Origin of the sequence: Alloscardovia venturai (assembly GCF_042676605.1) — a bacterium.
Taxonomy (GTDB): domain Bacteria; phylum Actinomycetota; class Actinomycetes; order Actinomycetales; family Bifidobacteriaceae; genus Alloscardovia; species Alloscardovia venturai.
Window position 1 is genome coordinate 515,384 of record NZ_JBHTHQ010000021.1, and the last position, 21,667, is coordinate 537,050.

Genomic DNA, 21,667 nt, shown 5'->3' on the forward strand with positions numbered 1-21,667 from the left:
GTCACACTCCTGGCACCACCTAGTTTTACGCGCTTCATGTTTACGCTTCATCTCACTACGACATGTGCTAAGCGCATATCACTGCAAGTAAGAAACAGAGTTGACCACATGTATTCGTAATTTGCTCTATCCAGTTGGATTGTGTGTCATTCTTGTCGAGAGTGAACGCAAATACGCTCATAGCAATCATCGCCACACACCCCAGGACAATAAATATCCATGAAGCAAGAGAAATATGAGCAAAAACAAACACTATATTAAGCGTTCTATACACTGCAGATTGAGCGATAATCTCGCTGAGAATAAGAAGAAAACCCAACGGCATAGTAGTGCGCATCTGCAGATTCATCCAAACAATATTTTTCCCTGTCATTGCCACAATGAGTTTCCACGTGGCTTTAAGCAGCCCCGCGAACGCTACAAGCACTGTACCCATCGTGAAGACTACTAAGTGAAGGCGATATGCAAGTATCGCGAACATAATACTGAATATAATGACAGGCAAAAAGTCTACGAGCGCAAGACCAACTGTAAAACCGCGTGGTTGTATCTCTCGTTTAGCGCTCATACACGTACGCTTCTCGAGAATCAAATCCCTTTTCACGCCAAGTAGAGGAAATCACTCGCGCAGTGCGAGGAACAAGTTTGATGAGATACATTGCATGATTTAATGACTTGATAGTTTCAAGTGGAATCTTTTTTATCTCTAACAAACGTTTGTAATCGTCGTTGATATCTTTATCCACTTCTGCCGTAGCATCAATGACGACAGCTCCTAACTTTCCAGGAGTGTAAGAATCATAGACCGCCGCAGACACGTGATTATTCTTTTTTAAATATCCGAACTTTTCTCCGCCTTCACTGAGTATGTAGAGAGAGCCATTCATGAAAGTGTACTCCACTACAGTAGCGTGAACGTCATCTCCAGATGCCGTAGAAAGTACGCATGTGTTATGCTTGGATAGGAAATCATCAATGAATTTCTTTACTTCGTCCAAACCGGCTTTATGCGCGTTTTTATCATGCTGACGCCAGTACTCGACGGCATTATCGTAATCTTGTGAATTCATCATGATAATCTTCTTTACTTTACTGTTTATGTAACGCTTACTTTTATGTTTACTTCGTATGAACGGACGAATGGCGTGTCTTTAAGAGAGGTATAAGCATCGGAGTATTTTGCGCATACTGTTGATACTCGATCCTATCTCCGTAATTTTTGTTCTGTCGTTTTTCCAGACGCTGAGCTCCGCTGACCATTACACCAACAATCATGGCGTAGCCGAGTAGAGCACACACCCACTGCCACCAGTTATTTAACGCGCCCCAACCAGAGATAAAAATTCCAGTCCAAAATACAATTTCTCCCAAGTAGTTCGGGCAACGTACAAATTTGAATAAACCGCTCGACACAAAATCATGAGGATTTTTCTTCTTTGCTGCTGACTTCTGGTTATCTGCAGTCGCTTCCACCATAAAACCTACGAAACTAATGACAAACCCAACGATGCCAAAAAACATTCCAGCAGTCGTTTCTACACGATTTGCTATACGGAACATTACAGGGCTGACTTGCAACACGTACAGGATACTCACTGCACACCATATGCCAAATTTTGCTGCGACGGATACATGCGATTGCGCATTCGCCTTGAGCGCTGAACGATAGCTACGGGATTCGCTTTCCCGAATACTAAGAAACGTGCTCAACCGTACACCATAAACAAAAAGCTGTAGAAGTAACAACTTGTCGAGAATATAGAACGGTAGAGATGGATTCACCCCCTGGCAAATCCCCACAATTTCTATACCGACGGCGGCACCTGCCACAGCGATGCCGTAGCCAATGGACATAAACCATATGTAATTTTTGAAACCAATCGCTGTGCAAACCAAGCAGATGAGGAAACAAGCAAGAAAATAAATCCACATAACTATGCCTCAGCTCTCTGCTGACTTAAGGACTCGTCAGTGTGTGCCATAGCAAAATTGCTTCTTATATATTCCTTAAAGCTGCGCGTACCATACTGAATGTCGCTCGTCATATCGTGAGTCAAAGTCCACTTCGAGAAGCGGATGACAGATTCACGACCGTTTTTCGTAATGTCTGCGAAGAAAGTCAACATGTCAAAGAGGAACTGAGGAGCATACTTAATAACCGTCTGCTTGCCTGCCGCCTCAAAACACATGCGAGCAATATCCTCGTACGAATATGTTTCCTTGCCACCTACGTCGAGGGTGACATCGTTGTCATTCATATGTTCCACGATAAATTGAGCCAGATCAGGCGTATCGATAACATTTGCAGATACGGGTTCGCCATCATTCGTCTTGAGAAGCGTGACTTTGCCCTTCTCAATCATCGGCTTAAAGACCTTAATAATGTCGTAGAAGTAACCTGTAGGGCGGATAATCGTATAACTTATGCCACTCTCACGCAAAGACTGTTCGAAAAGCCCTTTAGCTTGAACTATAGGAATATCATCTTTATGCGGATTTGCACCATGAACTGATACGAAAACAAAATGCTTCACGCCTGCACGTTTAGCTTCATCAAGAATATTTTCATTTCCACGGAAATCTATATCGTAATTTGTCACTTCACTAGAAGCACTCGTCAAACCTACAGTGGAGATAACAACATCTACGCCATTCATATGGCCTTCAAGAGCACGCGGATGCAATGCATCAAAGGTAACGAATTCACTCGGCATGATACCCGATGGAAGACTGCGATGAGCTAAATCCGCCGCGACAACTTCATGACCTGCCCTAACTAAGACTTCTAGAATATCACTACCCAAATGGCCGTACGCTCCGGCTAAGAACACCTTCATCCTTATGCAGCTTCTTTCTCTGTCTCTCACTTACACACTTACAGTAAAGCTCACTCCACATGATTTATCATCAAAAAGTTCGCTCTTACAACTACATACGAGTTTAGTAGTATCCGTTTTGAACACATCTCCAATTTTCATATAAGAGAAAATGTAACATGGTGGGACGCTGGAATGGGCTTCATATACATCCCGAAAACTTTATTCACTATTAAGGGAAGTTCTCTAAAATAAAATTGGCTTTAAATCCGATGATGCTAACTTTGCAAACGTTAGCACTCGTTTACATAGAAGGCAATAACACAAATCTCTCTACATTGCATAAACAAATCGAGAGGATGTTCTATCCTTGACCATCCTCTCAACGCACACTAATTATCTGTCAACCATGCTTATCGTGGCAGAGTCATGCCTCTATCCGTTGGGTTAATTGGTGCCGGAAGTTCAGAGTTATCCTTACGGGACAGATAACGGTCTACGGCTTCTGCACACGAGCGCCCCTCAGCGATAGCCCACACCACGAGAGACTGTCCACGACCGGCATCACCACACGCAAAGACACCATCCTGAGAGGACTCAAAATTATGATCACGGGACACATTGCCACGCGCGTCAAGCTCCACTGGAAGTTGGTCCATGAGAGTTGAAGTATCCGGATGCAAGAAACCTACAGAAATCAAGACTAAATCGGCAGGAATGACACGCTCGGTACCTTCTTGGCGAGTGAACGGACCGTTCTCTCCCGGCGCCACATCTACGATTTTGAGTCCTGTTACATGACCGTTTCCATCAGTTACAAAACCATCGGCAGCAGTATTATCGGGAATGGAAACCTTGCCTTCAGCGCCTTCCACCTCAGACTCGAAGTTCACGGAATCGGTGCTGTACAAGTATGTACCACCCTCCTCCATCGAAGTTGTCTTCTGATAGGTACGAGCATAGGTCGGCCACGGATTTGCGTCTGGACGTGTCGTCGGTTCCTGTGGCATGATTTGGAGAACGGTTACACCTTTTGCCCCTTGGCGAAGAGCTGTGCCCAAGCAATCAGAGCCAGTATCGCCGCCACCGATAACGACGACGTGCTTATCTTTTGCTGTGATATCGTTCTTTGGCGCGACTCCGAATACTCGACGTGTAGCATCCGGTAAGTATTCCATCGCAAAATGGATACCTTCTAGCTCACGACCTGGAATATTCATATCGCGAGGCACCGTCGATCCGATCGCCACAACGACTGCATCATATCGGCTCTTGAGCTCATCCCAAGTAATGTCTTTGCCAATTTCCACGCCAGTCTTGAAGCGGGTGCCTTCAGCTTCCATTTGTGCTTGACGACGGTTGATAAGCTCTTTCTCCAATTTGAAGTTAGGAATGCCATAGCGCATCAGTCCGCCGATAGCATCATCACGCTCATAGACGACTACAGTATGACCGGCGCGCGTAAGTTGCTGAGCGCATGCAAGGCCAGCCGGTCCTGATCCAACGATCGCAACTGTCATATCAGTCAAATGTTGTGGTGGAAGAGGTTTAACGATATCAAGTTCCCACGCCTGATCGATAATGGTTTGCTCATCATTCTTGATCATGGTCGGTGGCTGATGAATGCCAAGTACACATGCTTGTTCGCATAGTGCAGGGCAAATACGTCCTGTCACTTCTGGGAAGTTGTTCGTGGAGGAAAGACGATTATACGCATCCTCCCACTTACCTTGACGAACTAAATCATTAAACTCTGGAATGACGTTGCCCAGAGGACAGCCTGTCATACAGAATGGTGTGCCGCAGTCCATGCACCTTGCTGCTTGCTCTGCCGTCCACGGCTGTAGACCTGCCTGCGCATGGACATCGAACCAGTCTTTAATACGCTCTTCAGGAGAGCGGGTAGCAAGTTCTTCGCGATGACGTACCTTGAGGAATCCGCGTGGATCTGCCATTATCGCACTCCTTCTACGACGCGTTCATAAACGCTTTCCCATACACCTGACTCATTGAAGTCAACGTGATTCTTTTCTGCCTCTTCCATAGCTTCCTGCATTGCCACAAACTGACGCGGAACCACATGAGTGAAACGCGAAAGGAGCGTTTCTTTACTGCTCTTCAGCTGCTCAACAAGTTTCTCTGCAAACGATGAGCTCGTCTCCTTCGCGTACTTCGTAAGAAGCTCTTCGACGAATTGAGCTTCCTTGCTACCGCTGCGAACCTTTTCGAAAATAAGTGTACCGTTCGTAGCAGCTGCAGGATTGACCGACTTCATATCAAGGTCAAGCACATAGACGTGTCCACCAGAGAATCCAGCTCCGAAGTTACGCCCCATAGAGCCCAAAATCATGACATTTCCACCGGTCATATACTCGCATGCGTGGTCGCCCGTTCCTTCGACGACCATAGTAGCGCCACCGTTTCGTACACCGAAACGCTCACCAGCTCGACCGGCGACAAACAGTTCGCCAGACGTAGCGCCGAAACCGGTGACGTTGCCAGCGATGACGTTTGTATGAGCATTAAACTGGATGCCCTCTTCAGGTCGCACAATTAATCGACCGCCTGACAAGCCTTTACCGGCGTAATCGTTAACTTCGCCATAGATGCGGATAGTTTCACCTGACGGTATAAATGCTGCTACAGACTGTCCAGCTGAACCGTGGAATGTCATATCGATTGTGTCAGTAGGTAAGCCTTCTTCACCGTAGCGCTTGGTTATCTCGTAACCGAGCATGGTACCGAGAGTTCGATTTACGTTGCGTACAGGAAGCTCAATACGTACGGGTTCTTTGCACTCTAACGCATCTTGAGCATACTCAATGAGCTGGTTATCCAAGGCTTTATCAAGCTCATGGTCTTGATCCTCTACCTTGTGCAGAACAGTTCCTGGCGTTGGACCAACTTGAGCAAGGACATTCGTCAAATCAATGCCCTGCGACTTCCACTGTTCTACAGCTTCATCACGATCCAAGCATTCAACGTGTCCTACGGCTTCTTCCAACGTATGGAAACCAAGCTCTGCCAAGATTTCACGTACTTCTTCAGCAATATACATAAAGAAGTTGATGACGTGCTCTGGTTTGCCGGTGTAACGACGACGGAGTTCAGGATCTTGAGTAGCAATGCCTTGAGGGCAGGTGTTCAGGTTGCATACGCGCATCATAATGCACCCTTCAACGATGAGTGCCGCGGTTGCAAATCCGAACTCTTCGGCGCCGAGTAGTGCTGCTACGACCACATCGCGTCCAGTCTTAAGCTCACCATCACACTGAACTGTGATACGCGAACGCAGATTATTCAAAATCAGTGTCTGCTGAGTTTCCGCTAAGCCTATCTCCCACGGCGTACCCGCATGCTTGATAGCATTCAGCGGCGCCGCACCTGTGCCACCGTCAAATCCTGAGATGAGGACTACATCAGCATGACATTTCGCTACGCCTGCGGCGACCGTGCCCACGCCAAATTCAGAAACAAGTTTGACATGTACTCGCGCTTGAGGATTGGCATTCTTTGCGTCATTAATGAGTTGCTTTAAATCCTCGATAGAGTAAATATCATGATGAGGCGGAGGAGAAATCAGCTCCACGCCAGGAGTGGCATGACGAACTTTTGCAATCCACGGCGGTACCTTTGCTCCAGGAAGATGCCCACCCTCGCCCGGCTTTGCACCCTGAGCAAGTTTAATTTGTAAATCTGTAGCGTGAACTAAGTAGTTCGACGTTACACCAAATCGAGCTGAAGCAATCTGCTTAATGCGCGATACACGCTGAGGGTCATTGAGACGTTCTGGGTCTTCTCCACCCTCGCCTGAGTTGGAACGGGCGCCAATGGCGTTCATAGCTTGTGCCAAGGTCTCATGTGCTTCCTGCGAAATGGAACCATACGACATGGCACCTGTAGAGAAACGCTTGACAATTTCGGAAGCCGGCTCAACTTCGTCCAACGGGATGGATGGACGATTACTCTTCAGCTTCATCAGACCACGCAATGTCATGATACGGTTTGAATTATCATTCACATGCTGCGTGTAACGCTTGAACATCTCATAGTCGCCACGCTGCGTAGCCTGCTGGAGAAGGAAGATAGCCTCTGGATCGTTCAAGTGATCTTCCCCCGTGCGACGCCAATGGTACTGACCACCCAAATCAAGGTTCATGTGAGGACGAGCAGTTGGTTGAGCAGGGTACGCCACGCGATGGCGGATAGCGACTTCTTCTGCAAGCTCGTCGAGACCGACACCACCAACCTGCGATACTGTACCAGCAAAGTACGAGTCGATAACCTCACGCGAAAGTCCCACTGCTTCGAAGAGCTGCGCGCCACGATAACTCATAATTGTAGATACGCCCATCTTGGACATAATCTTCAAAACGCCTGTGGATAGCGCCTTCTTTAAATTCGTAACCGCTGTTTCTTCATCTACTGTCACATATCCCTTACGGCTGAGTTCTTCTACAGATTCAAAGGCCATATAGGGGTTTACACACGCTGCGCCATACGCGATGAGGAGCGCGACGTGATGTACCTCGCGCACATCCCCCGCCTCAACGGCCATAGAAATCTTGGTACGAGTCTTCGTTTCGAGCAAGTGATGCTGCACCGCTGAAGTGAGCAACAGTGACGGAATCGGTGCCCACATGTGGTCTGTATCGCGATCAGAAAGAACGATAAAGTTCTTTCCTTCCTCGATAGCGCTATCCACCTCGGCGTAAATTTCTTCCAAACGCTGTTTCAGCGCCTGACCGCCGCCTGCTACTTGGTAAAGTCCTCGCACTACGTATGGTTTGTAATATCCATCAAGTACAGCTGCTTTATCAAGACGCTTGAGTTGCGCCATTTCGTCAGAGGTCACGACAGGCAAATCAATGACAATCTTCTTCGCAGAAAGCTCAGCATCATCTAGCAAGTTTGTCTCCGGACCGATGGCTGAGGTCAACGATGTTACGATACGCTCGCGTTCCCAATCCAGAGGAGGATTTGTCACCTGTGCAAACTTCTGAGTGAAGTAGTCAAAGAGCATGCGAGAACGGCTCGATAGTGCCGCCAACGGCGTATCGTTGCCCATGGCTCCGAGTGGCTCCTTGCCGGTATTTGCCATAGGAGCGAGCAGAATCTTCAAATCCTCTTCCGAGTATCCGAACGCGCGCTGGCGACGCTGGACAGACTGTCCCGAATAGCGTACATGCTCACGCTGAGGAAGTTCAGAAAGACGTACAGAATTTTGCGCCATCCATTGCGCATATGGGTGCTCAGAGGCAAGCTGCTTCTTTATCTCCTCATCTGGTACTATGCGACCTTCTTGCGTATCTACGAGGAACATCGTTCCTGGCTCGAGACGACCTTTGAGAACGATATCATCTTGAGGAATTTCGGGAAGCACGCCAGCTTCCGAGGCAAGAACGAGATAGCCATCACGGTCGAGCTGCCAACGCCCAGGTCTAAAACCATTACGATCGAGCTGAGCACCGACATAGCGACCATCAGAGAAGACGATATTTGCCGGACCATCCCACGGCTCAATCAAAGTGTTGTTGTACTCATAGAACGCACGAACGTCAGGGTCGAGGTCAGGATTATTCTCCCACGCTGGTGGAAGCATCATCAGCACAGCGTGGGGAATACTACGCCCAGCAAGGTTCAAAAGCTCAAGCGTTTCATCGAAAGTGCCAGAATCAGAATTGCCTGGTACATCTAATGGGAGCAGGTCTGCCATCTCGCCAAGAAGCTCAGATTTCAAGCTTCCAGAACGTGCTGAGAGCCAATTGCGGTTACCTTGAATAGTGTTAATCTCACCATTGTGAGCAATCATGCGGAACGGTTGAGCAAGAGGCCAGCTAGGGAAAGTATTCGTGGAAAAACGCGAATGCACAATCGCTACACGTGCTTTCATACTCATAGAGTTGAGATCTGGGAAGAACTGCGAAAGCTGAGAAGTCGTCAGCATGCCCTTGTATGTCATCATGCGCGTGGACAGCGATGCGAAGTAGACACCAACCTCATGCTCTACTCGCTTGCGAATCCGATACGCTACACGGTCAAGAGCCAATCCGCTCATTTTCCCACGAGCCTTTTCTCGAGACGTATCTGTCTTTTCTGAATCTTCCGAGTATTCTGAATCGCTCGCGCCACCATTATCTACAAAAATGACTTGATAAAAACTTGGCATGCCTGCGAGCGCTTGAAGACCTAAATCTGCTGGATTCGTAGGCACTACACGCCATGCGAGAGTATCGAGACCTTCACACGCTGCGATTCTACTAATCTCTTGCTGCTGTTTACCCGCAGTAGCAATGTCTCTATCAAGGAAGGCAATGCCTGCCGCATAAGAGCCAGCGTGTGGAAGTTCTACGTCAAATACTTCACGTAAGAATTCATCTGGCATGCTCATCATGATGCCAGCGCCGTCACCGGTGTTCTCTTCAGCGCCGACTGCACCTCGATGGTCCAAGTTCTCTAAGACTTCAAGTGCGTTATCGACGATTCGACGCTCTGCTTGTTTATTAAGCGTAGTGACCATGCCGACGCCGCATGCGTCATGCTCAAAGCGTGAATCATATAAACCCTGTGCTGACTGTACAGTCAAATCAAGTGACGTCATCTTACTGCTCCTTAACCGAGAGAAGAATCCTCGATGGGAATGTGCGCGATTTTCCAGGCGAAATATCTAGTTCAATTTAAGCATCTTGCTCTTACTCTTTCATGCGACACACGGAGCTAAGTTCAGATTCTGGACGAAAATCTCAAATAAAAATAGTGGTATAACTACGCCAAAGCGTATCTATACCACCATGAAGTATCTACGTCAGTCTACGTTAATTTAAAATCTACGTTACTCGACGGTATTTGCTGGAACTTCGACAGCGTTACCGAACTTAACGTCACGTGCTGCGGCAACCTTAGTAGGTAGACCGTAAATCTCTATGAAGCCGACAGATGCGTTCTGATCGAAGGAATCACCAGACTCATATGTCGCTAAATTGTAATCATAGAGCGAAGACTCAGAGCGACGACCTACTACAGTAGCACGTCCTCCATGGAGTACCATACGAATCTCGCCGGAAACGTAGTACTGTGTATCGTCGATGAATGCATTCAAAGACTTCACTGCTGGTGAGAACCATTGAGCGTCATAGACAAGCTCAGCCCAACGCTTATCGATATCGCGCTTGATGCGATGCTGCTCACGCTCAAGGCAGAAGTTCTCAAGCTCTTGGTGTGCAGTAATCAAAGCTACTGCACCGGGCGCTTCATAAAGTTCACGCGATTTGATACCCACAAGACGATCTTCAATCAAGTCGATACGGCCGATACCTTGAGCACCAGCTCGACGATTCATCTCTTCAATTGCCTGCAACGGTGTAACTGCTCGACCGTCGATTGCGACAGGGACACCCTGCTTAAACTCAATAGTAACTTCATCAGCTACTGGCGGGAATGCTGGATCATCTGTGTAAGAGTACACGTCTTTCGTTGGCGCGTTCCACGGATCTTCGAGATAGCCTGTCTCAATTGCGCGTCCCCATACGTTCTGATCGATAGAGTATGGGCTCTTTTCGGTCTGTTCGATAGGAAGCTGGTGCTCCTTTGCGTAGGCAATTTCTACATCGCGAGTGAGAGAAAGGTCTCGGATAGGAGAAATCGCTCCAAGAGTTGGATCAATCGACTGGATAGATACTTCAAAGCGAACCTGATCGTTACCTTTACCTGTGCAACCATGTGCGATAGTATCTGCGCCAAACTGATGTGCGGCTCGTACTAAATGCTTAGTGATAAGCGGACGAGAAATGGCAGATACTAATGGATATACGCCTTCATACATCGCGTTTGCCTTCAGAGCGCGCATGCAGTATTCATCCGCAAACTCGTCCCGCGCATCGACAATGTAGGACTCTACTGCGCCACATGCAAGGGCACGCTCCTTGATAGTTTCGAGGCGCTCACCCCCCTGTCCTACATCAAGCGACACTGCGACGACGTCTTTACCTGTGCGATCCTTCAAGTAAGGAATCGCTACAGATGTGTCAAGGCCGCCGGAGTATGCCAAGACGATACGGTTCTTATTTGCCATTGTCTTTCCTTTCGCAAGTTTAACCGTAAATGAATATAGATCAATTAGCTTTATCGAGCGTTCGACGCCATCTCAAGAAGCCAGTCGCGCTTCTTTTGAGCAGCTTGGTTGTCACTGGCGATGACCATTACAGTATCATCCCCGGCAATCGTCCCCGCTACATCAGCAATCGGTTGCTTATCGATAGCACTTGCCACATATTGTGCAGCTCCTGCAGGCGTATGAATGATGACTAAATTTTGAGCTGCAATAACCTTCGTGATAAGCCCACCAATAACTTTAGAAAGCTGCTGCTCTGCCTTCGTCGCCATACGTGCAGGGCGAGGTCCTGGCACGAGGCTATCCGCTGACTGAGCATACTGTGCACCTTGCGGTACAGCGTATGCAAATGTACCAGAAGGCGTACGGACTTTACTTGCTTTCAAATCGTCCAAGTCACGGCTGAGCGTCGCCTGTGTGACTTGAATCCCCTCATCTGCAAGCAAATCAGCAAGCTGCTGCTGAGACTCAATCACATGGTGAAGGATAATGCTTTCCACTATGCTTAAACGTGCAGTGCGCGTAGTAGGCACTCCGGCGTTCATGCTGTCACTCCTGCTAGAAGTGACTCATCTTCTCGCTGTTGTGCAATCAGCCATGTCAAAAGTGCTTTCTGCGCATGCAAACGAAACTCTGCTTCATCCCACACGACAGACTGGGGTCCGTCAATCACGCTTGACGTCACTTCTTTACCACGGTACGCAGGCAAGCAGTGCTGGAAGATAGCATCATTTTTTGCTACTGCCATGACAGAGTCGTTGACCTGATACGGAATAAACGGCTTGGAACGCTTAGCATACTCTGCTTCCTCGCCCATGGAAACCCACGTATCTGTGAAAATACAATCAGCATCGTGGGCAGCTTCAATAGGATCCGTCGTCACCGTAATCGAGCCACCATTTTCGCTCGCAATGCGCTGAGCATCCTCTACGATATCTGTACGAGGAAGGTAACCCTGTGGACCGGCTACTGCTACGTACATACCTGCTACAGCCCCGCCGAGTAGGTAAGAATGAGACATATTATTTGCAGCATCACCAAGATATGCAATTTTCATACCTTTGAGACTATCCACTCCACCTTTATGCAGAGCAATAGTACAGAAGTCTGCCAAAATTTGGCATGGGTGAAAATCATCAGTGAGAGCATTGACCACGGGGACGGTTGCATAACGTGCCATCGTCTCGACTCGGTCTTGTCCAAAAGTACGCCACACAATCGCAGAAGTCATACGTGTCAGCACACGCGCAGTATCCGCTACAGGTTCGCCACGTCCAAGTTGTGAGCCCTCTTTATCAATGACGAGCGGATAACCACCAAGCTCAGCTACACCGGTGGCAAAACTTGACCGCGTACGTGTACTTGGCTTATCGAAGATAACCGCTACAGACTGCGGACCTTCAAACGGACGAGATAGGTATCGATTCTCGCGAAACGCTAAACCAAGCTTAAGGACCTGTTTTTGCTCCTCATGAGTGAGGTCATCATCGCGAAGCATATGCCGAAGAGTCATGGTTTTCTCTTTTCTGAGAACATCTTTCTGAAAACAGAATTGCATATTCTCGCTAAAATATTCACATCTATGTATAATTATGCAAAACAACGAGGACAGTCGACAGTTATCATTGTGACTTTCTCACGATATGAACGCACACATACCGCACGCGCATTTATCTCACTTCAGATAATACAAGAAACCTGCCTTTATTGTGCATCCACGTCTAGTTATTCTCCAAATCTGTTGGCATTTGCCTTAAGATAGCTACTCCGCGAGAAATCTCCTCTTCAGAGATGGTCAGTGGAGGTGCCATGCGGAGAGCGTGTGGAGCTACAGCGTTAACGATAAGACCATGGTCAAGCGCCCAATTTGCTGCCGCATGAGCACAAGGATGCTCAAGCTCTACAGCATTAAGCAAACCCGCACCGCGCACAGATACAAATAATGGATTGTCACACGCACTCAGCTCACTTCTTAGTTGCTCACCACGACGCTGCGCATTCACAATCAAATTTTCTTTCTCAATAATGCTTATAGTCGCAAGACCCGCGGCAGTTGCCAAAGGATTTCCCGCAAAAGTTGAGCCATGAGAACCAGGCGTAAACAGCGACGAGACTTCTCCGCCGAAAGTGACGAGTCCTCCCATAGGGAACCCACCCGCTACACCTTTTGCGAAGGTAATGGCATCGGGCACTACTCCTCCGCTGAGGTTTTCATCTTGGAATGCAAACCAGTGCCCCGTGCGCCCCATCCCCGTTTGCACTTCATCAATAATGAGAAGAGAGTTATGCTCATCGCAGAGACGTCGAGCAGCCTGGACGAACTCGGCCCCCACTGGGAGTACACCAGCTTCGCCCTGAATAAGTTCCATAATAATGCCTGCGACAGGACCGTCATTAAATGCGGATTCCAATGCATGAACATCTCCTGCTTCTATAAATTCGACCGCAGGCAAAAGTGGATTGTATGGTTCGCGAATATTAGGCTTCCACGTGACGGACAGTGCACCAAGCGTACGTCCGTGGAAACTATGCGTCAGCGCAAGGATGCGCGGAGTTTGAGTTGTTTCCATCGTATTTCCGTGCAATTTGAGGAGTTTGAGGGCAGCCTCATTACCTTCAGTTCCAGAATTGCCAAAATAGACGCGCGAGCCCTGAGGAGCACCAGAACGCTCAATGAGCTTTTCCGCCAACTCAATCTGAGGCTCAGTAGCAAAATAATTTGACGTATGAGCAATTTTACCTGCCTGATAGGCAACCGCTGCCACCCAATCCGGATGGGCATACCCTACGGAATTGACCGCAATGCCAGCAAGGAAATCTAAGTATTTATTTCCGTCACTATCCCATACGTAGCTTCCTTGTCCATGGTCAAGCACTCGCAATGGCGTACCAAAAACATTCATCAAATCATGGGAGTACAAGTCTAAAAGTTCGTCTGTTGTTTCGTGAATCTCACTCATGATTTCTCCTCATTGTCATGCCTTCTCCAGGTACCACCATCGTACCTATACCTTCGCTTGTAAAAATCTCATTCAAGATGGAGTGCTTTTTGCGTCCATCGATGATATGCGCTTGGCTTACACCATCATCAATAGCGCGTATGCACGCTTCTACCTTCGGGCGCATGCCCGCCTCAAGCTTTGATTGCATACCGCGTAATGTTTCTGCCCCAATTTCACCAATAAGAGAATTCCTATCAGGCCAGTTCGCATACATACCTTCGACATCGGTGAGAATAATGAGCTTTCGCGCCCCTAAAGCTACAGCAAGAGCGGCTGCTGCTGTATCAGCATTCACATTAAGCACCTGCGTTGCGTCATCTTCATCCGGAGCTACCGACGATACTACCGGAATGCGTCCAGCTGCTATCAAATCTTCCACGCTGCGCGCATCTACGCTGACAACATCTCCAACGAAGCCGACGTCCACACGCTCACCATCAACGAGAGGTCTGCGTTTTACTGCACCAAAGAGACCACCATCTTCTCCCGACATACCCACAGCATAAGGTCCGTATGAATTAATGAGGCCAACAAGCTCACGCGATACTTTGCCTGTCAAAACCATACGAACTACATCCATTGCCTCTGCAGTCGTGACTCGCAGCCCTCCTCGAAATTCTGATTTAATACCGAGAGTATTGAGCATTTCAGAAATTTGCGGACCACCTCCATGCACGACCACAGGTCGCAGACCGAGCTGACGTAGAAACACCATATCCTGTGCAAATGCTGCGCGGAGTTCGTCATTAATCATGGCATTGCCGCCATATTTAACAACGATAAGAGAGTCTTTAAACTCAGCAAGCCACGGCTGCATTTCAAGCAGAACCTCAGCTTTCTGACTTGCTGTTAGATCCTTATGAACGTCCAAATGGTAACCCGGACCTTTAGGTATATATGATGAAGAATGCATATGTCCTACGATTCATAGTCAGCGTTGATATGAACATAATCCAAAGTTAAATCATCAGTCCATACTGTCGCCGTTTCATTCATTCCTGTATGAAGGTCTATAATGATATCAACCTCACGCTCGTCCATTGTCACAAGCTCGCGCGGTTGCCCCGGCTTGCCCTCATCGCAGACACGAATGCCATTAATATCGACAGTCACATCACGAGGATCAAAAGCCGCTACCGCGCTTGGGACAGTCCCCAAAGAGGACACTACTCGTCCCCAATTGGGATCGTTTCCGTAGATTGCGCATTTCAGCAAATTCGACGATGCCACAGCTCTCGCGCATGCCAAAGCGGCATCTTCAGTCTCAGCGCCGTTGACTTCAATCTTGATATCATGCGAAGAACCTTCACCATCACCGATAATTTGTCGGGCTAAGCGCGTGCACGCTTCAGCCACAAGTTTCTCAAACTCAGCATTGTCAGGTTCCACGCCGCTTGCACCCGATGCGAGAAGAAGGACTGTGTCATTTGTCGACATACAACCGTCGACATCTATACGATCAAAACTTTTTTCCGTTGCCTTGCGCAATGCATTCTGTGCAAGTTGAGGCGTAACGACAGCATCGGTCGTTATCACGCAAATCATAGTCGCTAGCTGTGGGGCTATCATGCCTGAGCCTTTGACCATACCGCCCATCTTGAAACCATTTCCCGTGATTTCTACCGTTTTTGGCTTCGTATCAGTCGTCATGATTGCTTCAGCAGCACAGCACCCTGCTGAGGAATCGTTTGCTAATTCTTTCGCAGCCAAATCTACTCCCCGAAAAACAGCATCAAGTGGAAGCAACTCACCGATAAGACCTGTAGAGGCTACAAGCACGTCATCCGCAGTAATACCTTGCGACAAGGTATCAGCAGCATGCTCCGCAGTATCCAAAACCTGCTGATAACCCGCATCGCCAGTACACGCATTCGCCCCGCCAGAATTAATGACCACTGCCTTAGCATGTCCAGATTTAATCCGCTCGCGAGAGTACTGCACAGGAGCTGCTGCAAATCTATTAGACGTAAAAACTCCAGCAGCTACATCGAGAGGGCCTTGATTGACGACGAGAGCCACATCTTTTTTCCCTTCGACAGATGAAATTCCTGCGCGAACTCCGGCAGTTACAAAACCGTCTGCAAAAACTACGCTCATGGTGCTACTCCAATCTTTGTCAATCCAGCATCCTCAGGAAGTCCTAACGCGATATTGAGAGATTGAATCGCCTGACCTGCAGTGCCTCTATTCAAGTTATCTATTGCACAGAAACCATAAAGCAAACCGGCATTTCTGTCGACGACAACTTGAATATGTGCCGCATTAGAGCCGATGACATCTGCCGTCGCCGGGAGTACTCCTTCAGGAAGAAGAATCATAAAATCTTGCTGAGCATACACATCTAGATATATTTCGCGAATCTTGGCATCGCTCATTTCTAATGCTTTATGGCTCAGTGGCGCACTCACCGTTGCCATAATTCCGCGGGACATAGGGACGAGAACTGGCGTAAAGCCAAGTTTAATTTGCGACGTCTCATAGTGAGCTGAAAGACCGTTATCGTCAGTAAGACCTGCAGCATGTGCAAAATTCTGCTTTATCTCAGGAATATGGCGATGTCTACCTCCCACAGAATATGCTTGTGCACTACCGAGTGCTTGTGCCGCAAGAAGATTAACCTTCCCCAGGGATTTCCCCGCACCAGAGTACCCTACTGCCAGCGCAGCAGTTACATTTTTCTCCACAAGGCCAGCCGCAATCGCAGGTTGCAGCGCAAGAGTTGTAGCTGTGACATTGCACCCGGGGCCAGCGATATGAGTAGCACCATGTAAATTTTCACGCTGGAATCGATAATCTGCATCGGACTTTTCACGACTGGTCTTCCGCCGATCCCCGAGAACAAGCTCCGGCATACCATACGTCCAATGATCGTAGAAGTCTCCGCCATAAAACGCATCCCAATCATTCTTATGCTCGAGACGATGATCAGCCCCCAAGTCCACAACGACTTTCACGTCATGCAATTCACTCGCGATTTTTCCCGAAGCGCCATGTGGTAATGCCAAAATAACAACGTCATGACCGCTCAGCACGTCTGGAGTCGTATCCTGAACTTCAAGCGAAGCGTATTGTGGAATATGCGGTGCAAACTCACCCATCACATGTCCTACAGACGTGTGCCCTGCCACACACGTCACATCACAATAAGGATGCGCAGCTAAAATTCGCAGAGCTTCTCCTCCTGCATAGCCCGTTGCACCTGCTACAGCTACTGAATATTTATGCATATTCTCACCTACTTATTCATTATTATGAATAAGTATGCAAATAGGGAAGGACCAAACCTTCCCTATTTCTTGCGGTTTCTCATATGATGACCGCCACTTTTATCAGCAACAGTCTCATGCATACTTATTTATTGCTTTTATCTATCGTATGTTCGCCGCCCACGTCTCGAGCTCTTGAGCAAATTGTTCCGCTGTCGTACCCGTTGCCATGAGGTAGACAACCAGTGCAATTACCGCGAGCGAGAAGATTACTGCCAGAATTGCAAGCCAGCGACCTTTCATATGAAACTTTGTGGTTCGTACTACCGATAGCCAACCTATAAACAGCGCTAACACAGCCGTATAAGGAGTAAAAGCGAGAATGAAAGCGACAAATGCGTAGAAATCCCACTTCCCATAGAGAGGGTTCTTCTGAGGGTCATCTGGATCAAATGGTTCAAAGTGAAATGGAAGATTCACGGGATTACCGTTCTCGTCAACGAACGGAGAATTTTGTTCCCGTTCGCCACCATTCTTAGGCTGATCTTCAGACTGAGTACCTTGAGGATTCTTCCCGGCACCTGTACCTCCACCGCTCATAGGAGGCATAGCTATAACTTGTATGCGCTTGGGATTTTTACGTTCCTGAGGTTTTTCGCGTTTTTCAGGTTTCCCATAGACATACGGATCCCAGCCTGGGAACTCTGATGCCATGCGTCCGTATAAGCGTTCAGTCTGCTTATGCTCGCGTGGCGTGTCTGCTGCACTTGATACGTTCTCGGAAACAATCTCGTCAGTCATATCGTCCTTTTCTTACGACCTTCTTCTGCACTTCCTACGCGCGGAGAGTTGCCCCTACACCTTCAGCAGCTTTGATAATCTGCGCACGCAGTGCATCGGTATCATCGGAGTCTAGAGTGCGGTCTGGCGCGCGGAAGGTGACAGAATACGCCAAAGACTTCTGCCCCTCTTCCAGTGGAGAGCCAGTGAATACATCAAATAACTCTATAGACTCCAGTAATTCACCTGCTGCTTCGTGTACCACTGCACTCATCTGGTCACTCGTCATGCTATCTGGAACGATGAAGGCAAAGTCCTGATGAACGAGTGGATATGTTGATACTGGTTTTGCCTGCAAAGGCTGATACTTCACAAAATCAAAAATCTTATCTAAGTCAAGCTCAAACGCTGCAGTATGAGCCGGCAAGCCCATCCCCTCATTGATACGCGGATGGAATTCACCCACGCATCCAACGCGCTCACCATTGACAGTGACGTAAGCAAAACGACCCGGATGCCACGACTTTGCAACATCTTCGCCAAACACCTGCTCAAGCTTGAAGTCAGCTGCGAGGCGTTGAGATACACGCATTACAGCCTCTACTGCGTCAGTCCAATCAGCAGTACGCTTCTCTCCTATCCATCCAGTCTCTTGCACTTCGCCAGTAAATATACCTGCGACATGTAGTGGTTGATGCGGCAGTCCTGCTTCGAGTGCGTCAAGCTGTTCATCAGTTGGACGCACTCCACCTGGAAGAGCAGGAATAGCTGGAGCCTGTGGGTCCCACTCAAAAACATGTCCAATTTCATACGAACTTGCCTGAGCGTTACCACGACGAATATTGCGCTGTACCGTACGCATGAGAGTCAAGAGAATTTCACGACGTAAGTATGGCCTATCCCCAGCGAGTGGATTTGCAAGCTCAACAGAGATAGGCTTAATAGCCTCGCCATCCAAGGCAAAGTCCTTGAAATCTTCATCTCCCACGAATGGATAACTGATAGTCTCAGTCAGACCATACTCCGCCAAAGTATCCGCCACCTGACGACGACGAAGCTGAGAGTCAGTTAGGCCAGTTTTCTGGCTAGCTGGAACGGCAGGAACGGTGACAGCAATCTCATCGTAATTCACGAGACGAGCTACTTCTTCGACCAAATCGCACGGCTCAGAAATATCTGGGCGCCATGTCGGTGGGACGACATTCATATAGTCGTTGTCGAGTTGAGAAACTTTACAACCAACGTCCTCAAGCCAGCTGACAATCTCCTTCTGAGATGTCTCAAGACCGGTCAGTCGCCTAACTTCATTCGTTGAGAACTTTACTGGTTGAGGCGCAGTAGTGTGATTGATATCCGTTGGAGTCTGGCTTGCCTGTCCCCCGCAAAGTTTGACTAACAACTCAGAAGCCTTGTAAGCAGCTGCTGCCTGAAGCTGAGTATCCACACCACGCTCATTACGACGGCTAGCCTCAGAAGGAATCTTATGACGACGAGCGGTACGAGCAATAGACACCTGATCGAAGTGAGCAGATTCAATGAGAATATTCTTTGTCTCAGCAGTGACTTCTCCATAGAGGCCACCCATCACACCGGCAAGACCGAGGATACGAGAACCCTTCTCACCGTTTGGAGAATCGGTAATCACAAGGTCTTCTTGGCAGAGCTCATGTTCCTTGCCGTCCAAGGTGGTGAGCTTTTCGCCATCGACTGCACGACGAACGACGATAGGCTGCTCAATCTTATCCAAATCATATGCGTGTAACGGCTGTCCTAAATCAAGCATCACATAGTTAGTGACGTCTACTGCAGCCGAAATAGGACGCATGCCAGCGCGAAGCAATCTCTGACGCATGAGGTGCGAGGAAGACTTCGTAGGATCAATACCCTTAATAGCACGTGCATAGTAACGGTCGCAGCCTGCCACACCGTGAATTGGGTTGGAATCTTCGATGATGACTTCTACATCGCCATTCTCAGAAGCTTCGAGAGTAGAAGCCTTCTCGTTCAATTCAAGTACTGGATCAGTAAACTGAGCACCAGTAGAGTGATGGAATTCACGAGCTACCCCGCGGTAAGAGAACGCATAACCACGATCTGGAGTGATGTTAATCTCCAAAGTTGGCTCATTGAGACCCAAGATTGGCATGGCATCTTGACCAGGTTCAAGAGCATCGTACTGCTCCTGAGTGAGACCATAGTTCGAGAAGAGAATAATGCCATTGTGATCAGAGCCGAGACCAAGTTCGCGCTCGGAAGCGCACATGCCGTCAGAAATATGACCGTACGTCTTGCGAGGCTCAATACGAAAATCTCCAGGAAGTACAGCACCTGGAAGCGTTACGACGACTTTCTCTCCTGCCTTGATATTTGGAGCACCACAGATGATGCCACGAGGAACCTTGTTTCCATCCTCATCGAGCACATTGTGCTCACCGACGTCGATATGACACCAGTTGATGATCTTGCCGTTCTTCTGTGGCTCTGGTGTGAGGTCTACGACGTAGCCCACGACGATAGGTCCTGTAACCTGTGATGTATGAATAGTTTCCTCTTCGAGACCTACACGTACGAGGTCTGCAGCGAGCTGCTCGTAAGTTTCTGTTTCTGGCACAGCTACGTGGTCGCGTAGCCAATTCATATCAATAAGTGGCATCTCTACTCTCCCATCGCAAACTGCTGGCTAAAACGCACGTCGCCTTCTACAAGGTCGTGCATATCGTTGATGTCATGGCGAAGAAGCAATGTACGCTCCATACCCACACCAAACGCAAATCCGGAATATACTTCAGGATCTAATCCTGCGGAGCGAAGAACGTTAGGGTTGACCATACCGCAGCCACCCCACTCAATCCAACCTGGACCGCCCTTCTTATCAGGGAACCACAAATCCATCTCTGCAGATGGCTCGGTGAATGGGAAGTAGCTCGGACGAAGACGGGTCTTTGCTTCTGGACCAAACATAGCTACCGCAAGCTTATCAAGTACACCCTTGAGATCTGCCATAGTCAAACCTTTATCCACAGCAAGCGCTTCACACTGGTGGAACACAGGGGTATGGGTAGCATCTAATTCATCGGTACGGAATACGCGACCTGGGCATGCTATGTACAGTGGTACACCACGAGAAAGCAGAGAACGTGCCTGAACTGGAGATGTATGAGTACGCATCACCATGTTCGACCCAACAAAGCCTGCAGAATCCTTCGCTTGGTTGCCCTTGATATAGAACGTATCCTGCATCTGACGAGCTGGATGATCCGGCCCGAAGTTCAATGCATCGAAGTCATACCATTCAGTTTCTACTTCCGGCCCTTCAGCAATCTGCCAACCCATAGAGACAAAGAAATCTTCTACATCTTCTAAGAGCTTAGGAAGCGGATGACGTGCGCCCAAAGGATTGCGCTTAACTGGCTGAGTCATGTCTACAGTCTCAGCTGCAAGTGCCTGACGCTCAAGTTCAGACTTAATGTCCTCTTCACGTGCCGCAAAGGCTCGCCCAAAGTCCGCACGAAGCTTGCCGACTACTTTGCCAGCTTCTTTCTTCTGTTCAGGAGGAAGTCCGCCAATCGCCTTACTCGCATGTGCGAGAGCAGAACCACCACCCGCATACTCAGTGCGAAGAGCTTTCAAATCGTCAAGACTCGTCACATCCTTAAGCTTTGCAATGCCTTCTGCAACGGCATTCTGTACCGCGTCAGCATCGAACTGAATTTCGTCAGCCACTTTGTACCTTCCTTTATGGAACTCAAGTCT

Annotated in this window: 16 protein-coding genes; all 16 read right to left on the reverse strand. The window is 48.4% G+C overall.

Annotation, left to right across the window (positions count from 1 at the left end; translation table 11 throughout):
- Nucleotides 1–67: 67 nt before the first annotated feature.
- Nucleotides 68–568 (reverse strand): hypothetical protein, encoded by a 501-nt coding sequence (locus ACFQY8_RS05670; RefSeq protein WP_377938919.1) that lies wholly within the window; start codon nt 566–568, stop codon nt 68–70.
- Nucleotides 558–1,073 (reverse strand): pyridoxamine 5'-phosphate oxidase family protein, encoded by a 516-nt coding sequence (locus ACFQY8_RS05675; protein WP_377938920.1) that lies wholly within the window; start codon nt 1,071–1,073, stop codon nt 558–560. Before ACFQY8_RS05675 ends, ACFQY8_RS05670 begins: the two co-directional genes overlap by 11 nt.
- Before the next feature lie 46 nt (nt 1,074–1,119).
- Nucleotides 1,120–1,932 (reverse strand): DUF1295 domain-containing protein, encoded by an 813-nt coding sequence (locus ACFQY8_RS05680; protein WP_377938921.1) that lies wholly within the window; start codon nt 1,930–1,932, stop codon nt 1,120–1,122.
- 2 nt (nt 1,933–1,934) lie between these two features.
- Complete coding sequence (locus ACFQY8_RS05685) at nt 1,935–2,837, reverse strand: DUF6175 family protein (protein WP_377938922.1); 903 nt, start codon at nt 2,835–2,837, stop codon at nt 1,935–1,937.
- Nucleotides 2,838–3,229: 392 nt separating this feature from the next.
- The gene (locus ACFQY8_RS05690) at nt 3,230–4,771 is read right to left on the reverse strand and encodes a glutamate synthase subunit beta (protein ID WP_377938923.1); all 1,542 of its coding nucleotides are present in this window, start codon (nt 4,769–4,771) and stop codon (nt 3,230–3,232) included.
- Complete coding sequence (gene gltB, locus ACFQY8_RS05695; protein WP_377938924.1) at nt 4,771–9,417, reverse strand: glutamate synthase large subunit; 4,647 nt, start codon at nt 9,415–9,417, stop codon at nt 4,771–4,773. The genes ACFQY8_RS05690 and gltB overlap by 1 nt, the downstream gene beginning before the upstream one ends.
- 231 nt (nt 9,418–9,648) lie before the next feature.
- A complete protein-coding gene (locus ACFQY8_RS05700; RefSeq protein ID WP_377938925.1) occupies nt 9,649–10,887 on the reverse strand; it encodes an argininosuccinate synthase in 1,239 nt (412 codons plus the stop codon).
- Nucleotides 10,888–10,937: 50 nt separating this feature from the next.
- Nucleotides 10,938–11,471, reverse strand: a complete 534-nt coding sequence (locus ACFQY8_RS05705; RefSeq protein ID WP_377938926.1) for an arginine repressor — start codon at nt 11,469–11,471, stop codon at nt 10,938–10,940.
- A complete protein-coding gene (gene argF / locus ACFQY8_RS05710; protein ID WP_377938927.1) occupies nt 11,468–12,439 on the reverse strand; it encodes an ornithine carbamoyltransferase in 972 nt (323 codons plus the stop codon). The genes ACFQY8_RS05705 and argF overlap by 4 nt, the downstream gene beginning before the upstream one ends.
- 208 nt (nt 12,440–12,647) lie before the next feature.
- Nucleotides 12,648–13,886 carry an acetylornithine transaminase gene (locus tag ACFQY8_RS05715; protein ID WP_377938928.1) on the reverse strand — a complete coding sequence of 413 codons (1,239 nt, stop codon included), beginning with the start codon at nt 13,884–13,886 and terminating at the stop codon, nt 12,648–12,650.
- Nucleotides 13,879–14,841 (reverse strand): acetylglutamate kinase, encoded by a 963-nt coding sequence (gene argB, locus ACFQY8_RS05720; RefSeq protein ID WP_377938929.1) that lies wholly within the window; start codon nt 14,839–14,841, stop codon nt 13,879–13,881. The genes ACFQY8_RS05715 and argB overlap by 8 nt, the downstream gene beginning before the upstream one ends.
- A 5-nt stretch (nt 14,842–14,846) precedes the next feature.
- Nucleotides 14,847–16,025: a bifunctional glutamate N-acetyltransferase/amino-acid acetyltransferase ArgJ gene (gene argJ, locus ACFQY8_RS05725; RefSeq protein ID WP_377938930.1), complete on the reverse strand. Its 1,179-nt coding sequence runs from the start codon at nt 16,023–16,025 to the stop codon at nt 14,847–14,849.
- Nucleotides 16,022–17,155 carry an N-acetyl-gamma-glutamyl-phosphate reductase gene (gene argC, locus ACFQY8_RS05730; RefSeq protein WP_377938931.1) on the reverse strand — a complete coding sequence of 378 codons (1,134 nt, stop codon included), beginning with the start codon at nt 17,153–17,155 and terminating at the stop codon, nt 16,022–16,024. The genes argJ and argC overlap by 4 nt, the downstream gene beginning before the upstream one ends.
- Before the next feature lie 141 nt (nt 17,156–17,296).
- Nucleotides 17,297–17,935: a hypothetical protein gene (locus tag ACFQY8_RS05735; RefSeq protein ID WP_377938932.1), complete on the reverse strand. Its 639-nt coding sequence runs from the start codon at nt 17,933–17,935 to the stop codon at nt 17,297–17,299.
- Between the two features lie 34 nt (nt 17,936–17,969).
- Nucleotides 17,970–20,567: a phenylalanine--tRNA ligase subunit beta gene (gene pheT / locus ACFQY8_RS05740; RefSeq protein ID WP_377938933.1), complete on the reverse strand. Its 2,598-nt coding sequence runs from the start codon at nt 20,565–20,567 to the stop codon at nt 17,970–17,972.
- Nucleotides 20,568–20,569: 2 nt separating this feature from the next.
- Complete coding sequence (gene pheS / locus ACFQY8_RS05745) at nt 20,570–21,625, reverse strand: phenylalanine--tRNA ligase subunit alpha (protein ID WP_449224240.1); 1,056 nt, start codon at nt 21,623–21,625, stop codon at nt 20,570–20,572.
- Between the last annotated feature and the right edge of the window lie 42 nt (nt 21,626–21,667).

What these genes read in the sequence shown, in the direction of transcription:
- ACFQY8_RS05670 (WP_377938919.1), bottom strand. Translation starts at nt 568, where the DNA reads ATGAGCGCTAAACGAGAGATACAACCACGCGGTTTTACAGTTGGTCTT.
- ACFQY8_RS05675 (WP_377938920.1), bottom strand. Translation starts at nt 1,073, where the DNA reads ATGATGAATTCACAAGATTACGATAATGCCGTCGAGTACTGGCGTCAG.
- ACFQY8_RS05680 (WP_377938921.1), bottom strand. Translation starts at nt 1,932, where the DNA reads ATGTGGATTTATTTTCTTGCTTGTTTCCTCATCTGCTTGGTTTGCACA.
- ACFQY8_RS05685 (WP_377938922.1), bottom strand. Translation starts at nt 2,837, where the DNA reads ATGAAGGTGTTCTTAGCCGGAGCGTACGGCCATTTGGGTAGTGATATT.
- ACFQY8_RS05690 (WP_377938923.1), bottom strand. Translation starts at nt 4,771, where the DNA reads ATGGCAGATCCACGCGGATTCCTCAAGGTACGTCATCGCGAAGAACTT.
- gltB (WP_377938924.1), bottom strand. Translation starts at nt 9,417, where the DNA reads ATGACGTCACTTGATTTGACTGTACAGTCAGCACAGGGTTTATATGAT.
- ACFQY8_RS05700 (WP_377938925.1), bottom strand. Translation starts at nt 10,887, where the DNA reads ATGGCAAATAAGAACCGTATCGTCTTGGCATACTCCGGCGGCCTTGAC.
- ACFQY8_RS05705 (WP_377938926.1), bottom strand. Translation starts at nt 11,471, where the DNA reads ATGAACGCCGGAGTGCCTACTACGCGCACTGCACGTTTAAGCATAGTG.
- argF (WP_377938927.1), bottom strand. Translation starts at nt 12,439, where the DNA reads ATGACTCTTCGGCATATGCTTCGCGATGATGACCTCACTCATGAGGAG.
- ACFQY8_RS05715 (WP_377938928.1), bottom strand. Translation starts at nt 13,886, where the DNA reads ATGAGTGAGATTCACGAAACAACAGACGAACTTTTAGACTTGTACTCC.
- argB (WP_377938929.1), bottom strand. Translation starts at nt 14,841, where the DNA reads ATGCATTCTTCATCATATATACCTAAAGGTCCGGGTTACCATTTGGAC.
- argJ (WP_377938930.1), bottom strand. Translation starts at nt 16,025, where the DNA reads ATGAGCGTAGTTTTTGCAGACGGTTTTGTAACTGCCGGAGTTCGCGCA.
- argC (WP_377938931.1), bottom strand. Translation starts at nt 17,155, where the DNA reads ATGCATAAATATTCAGTAGCTGTAGCAGGTGCAACGGGCTATGCAGGA.
- ACFQY8_RS05735 (WP_377938932.1), bottom strand. Translation starts at nt 17,935, where the DNA reads ATGACTGACGAGATTGTTTCCGAGAACGTATCAAGTGCAGCAGACACG.
- pheT (WP_377938933.1), bottom strand. Translation starts at nt 20,567, where the DNA reads ATGCCACTTATTGATATGAATTGGCTACGCGACCACGTAGCTGTGCCA.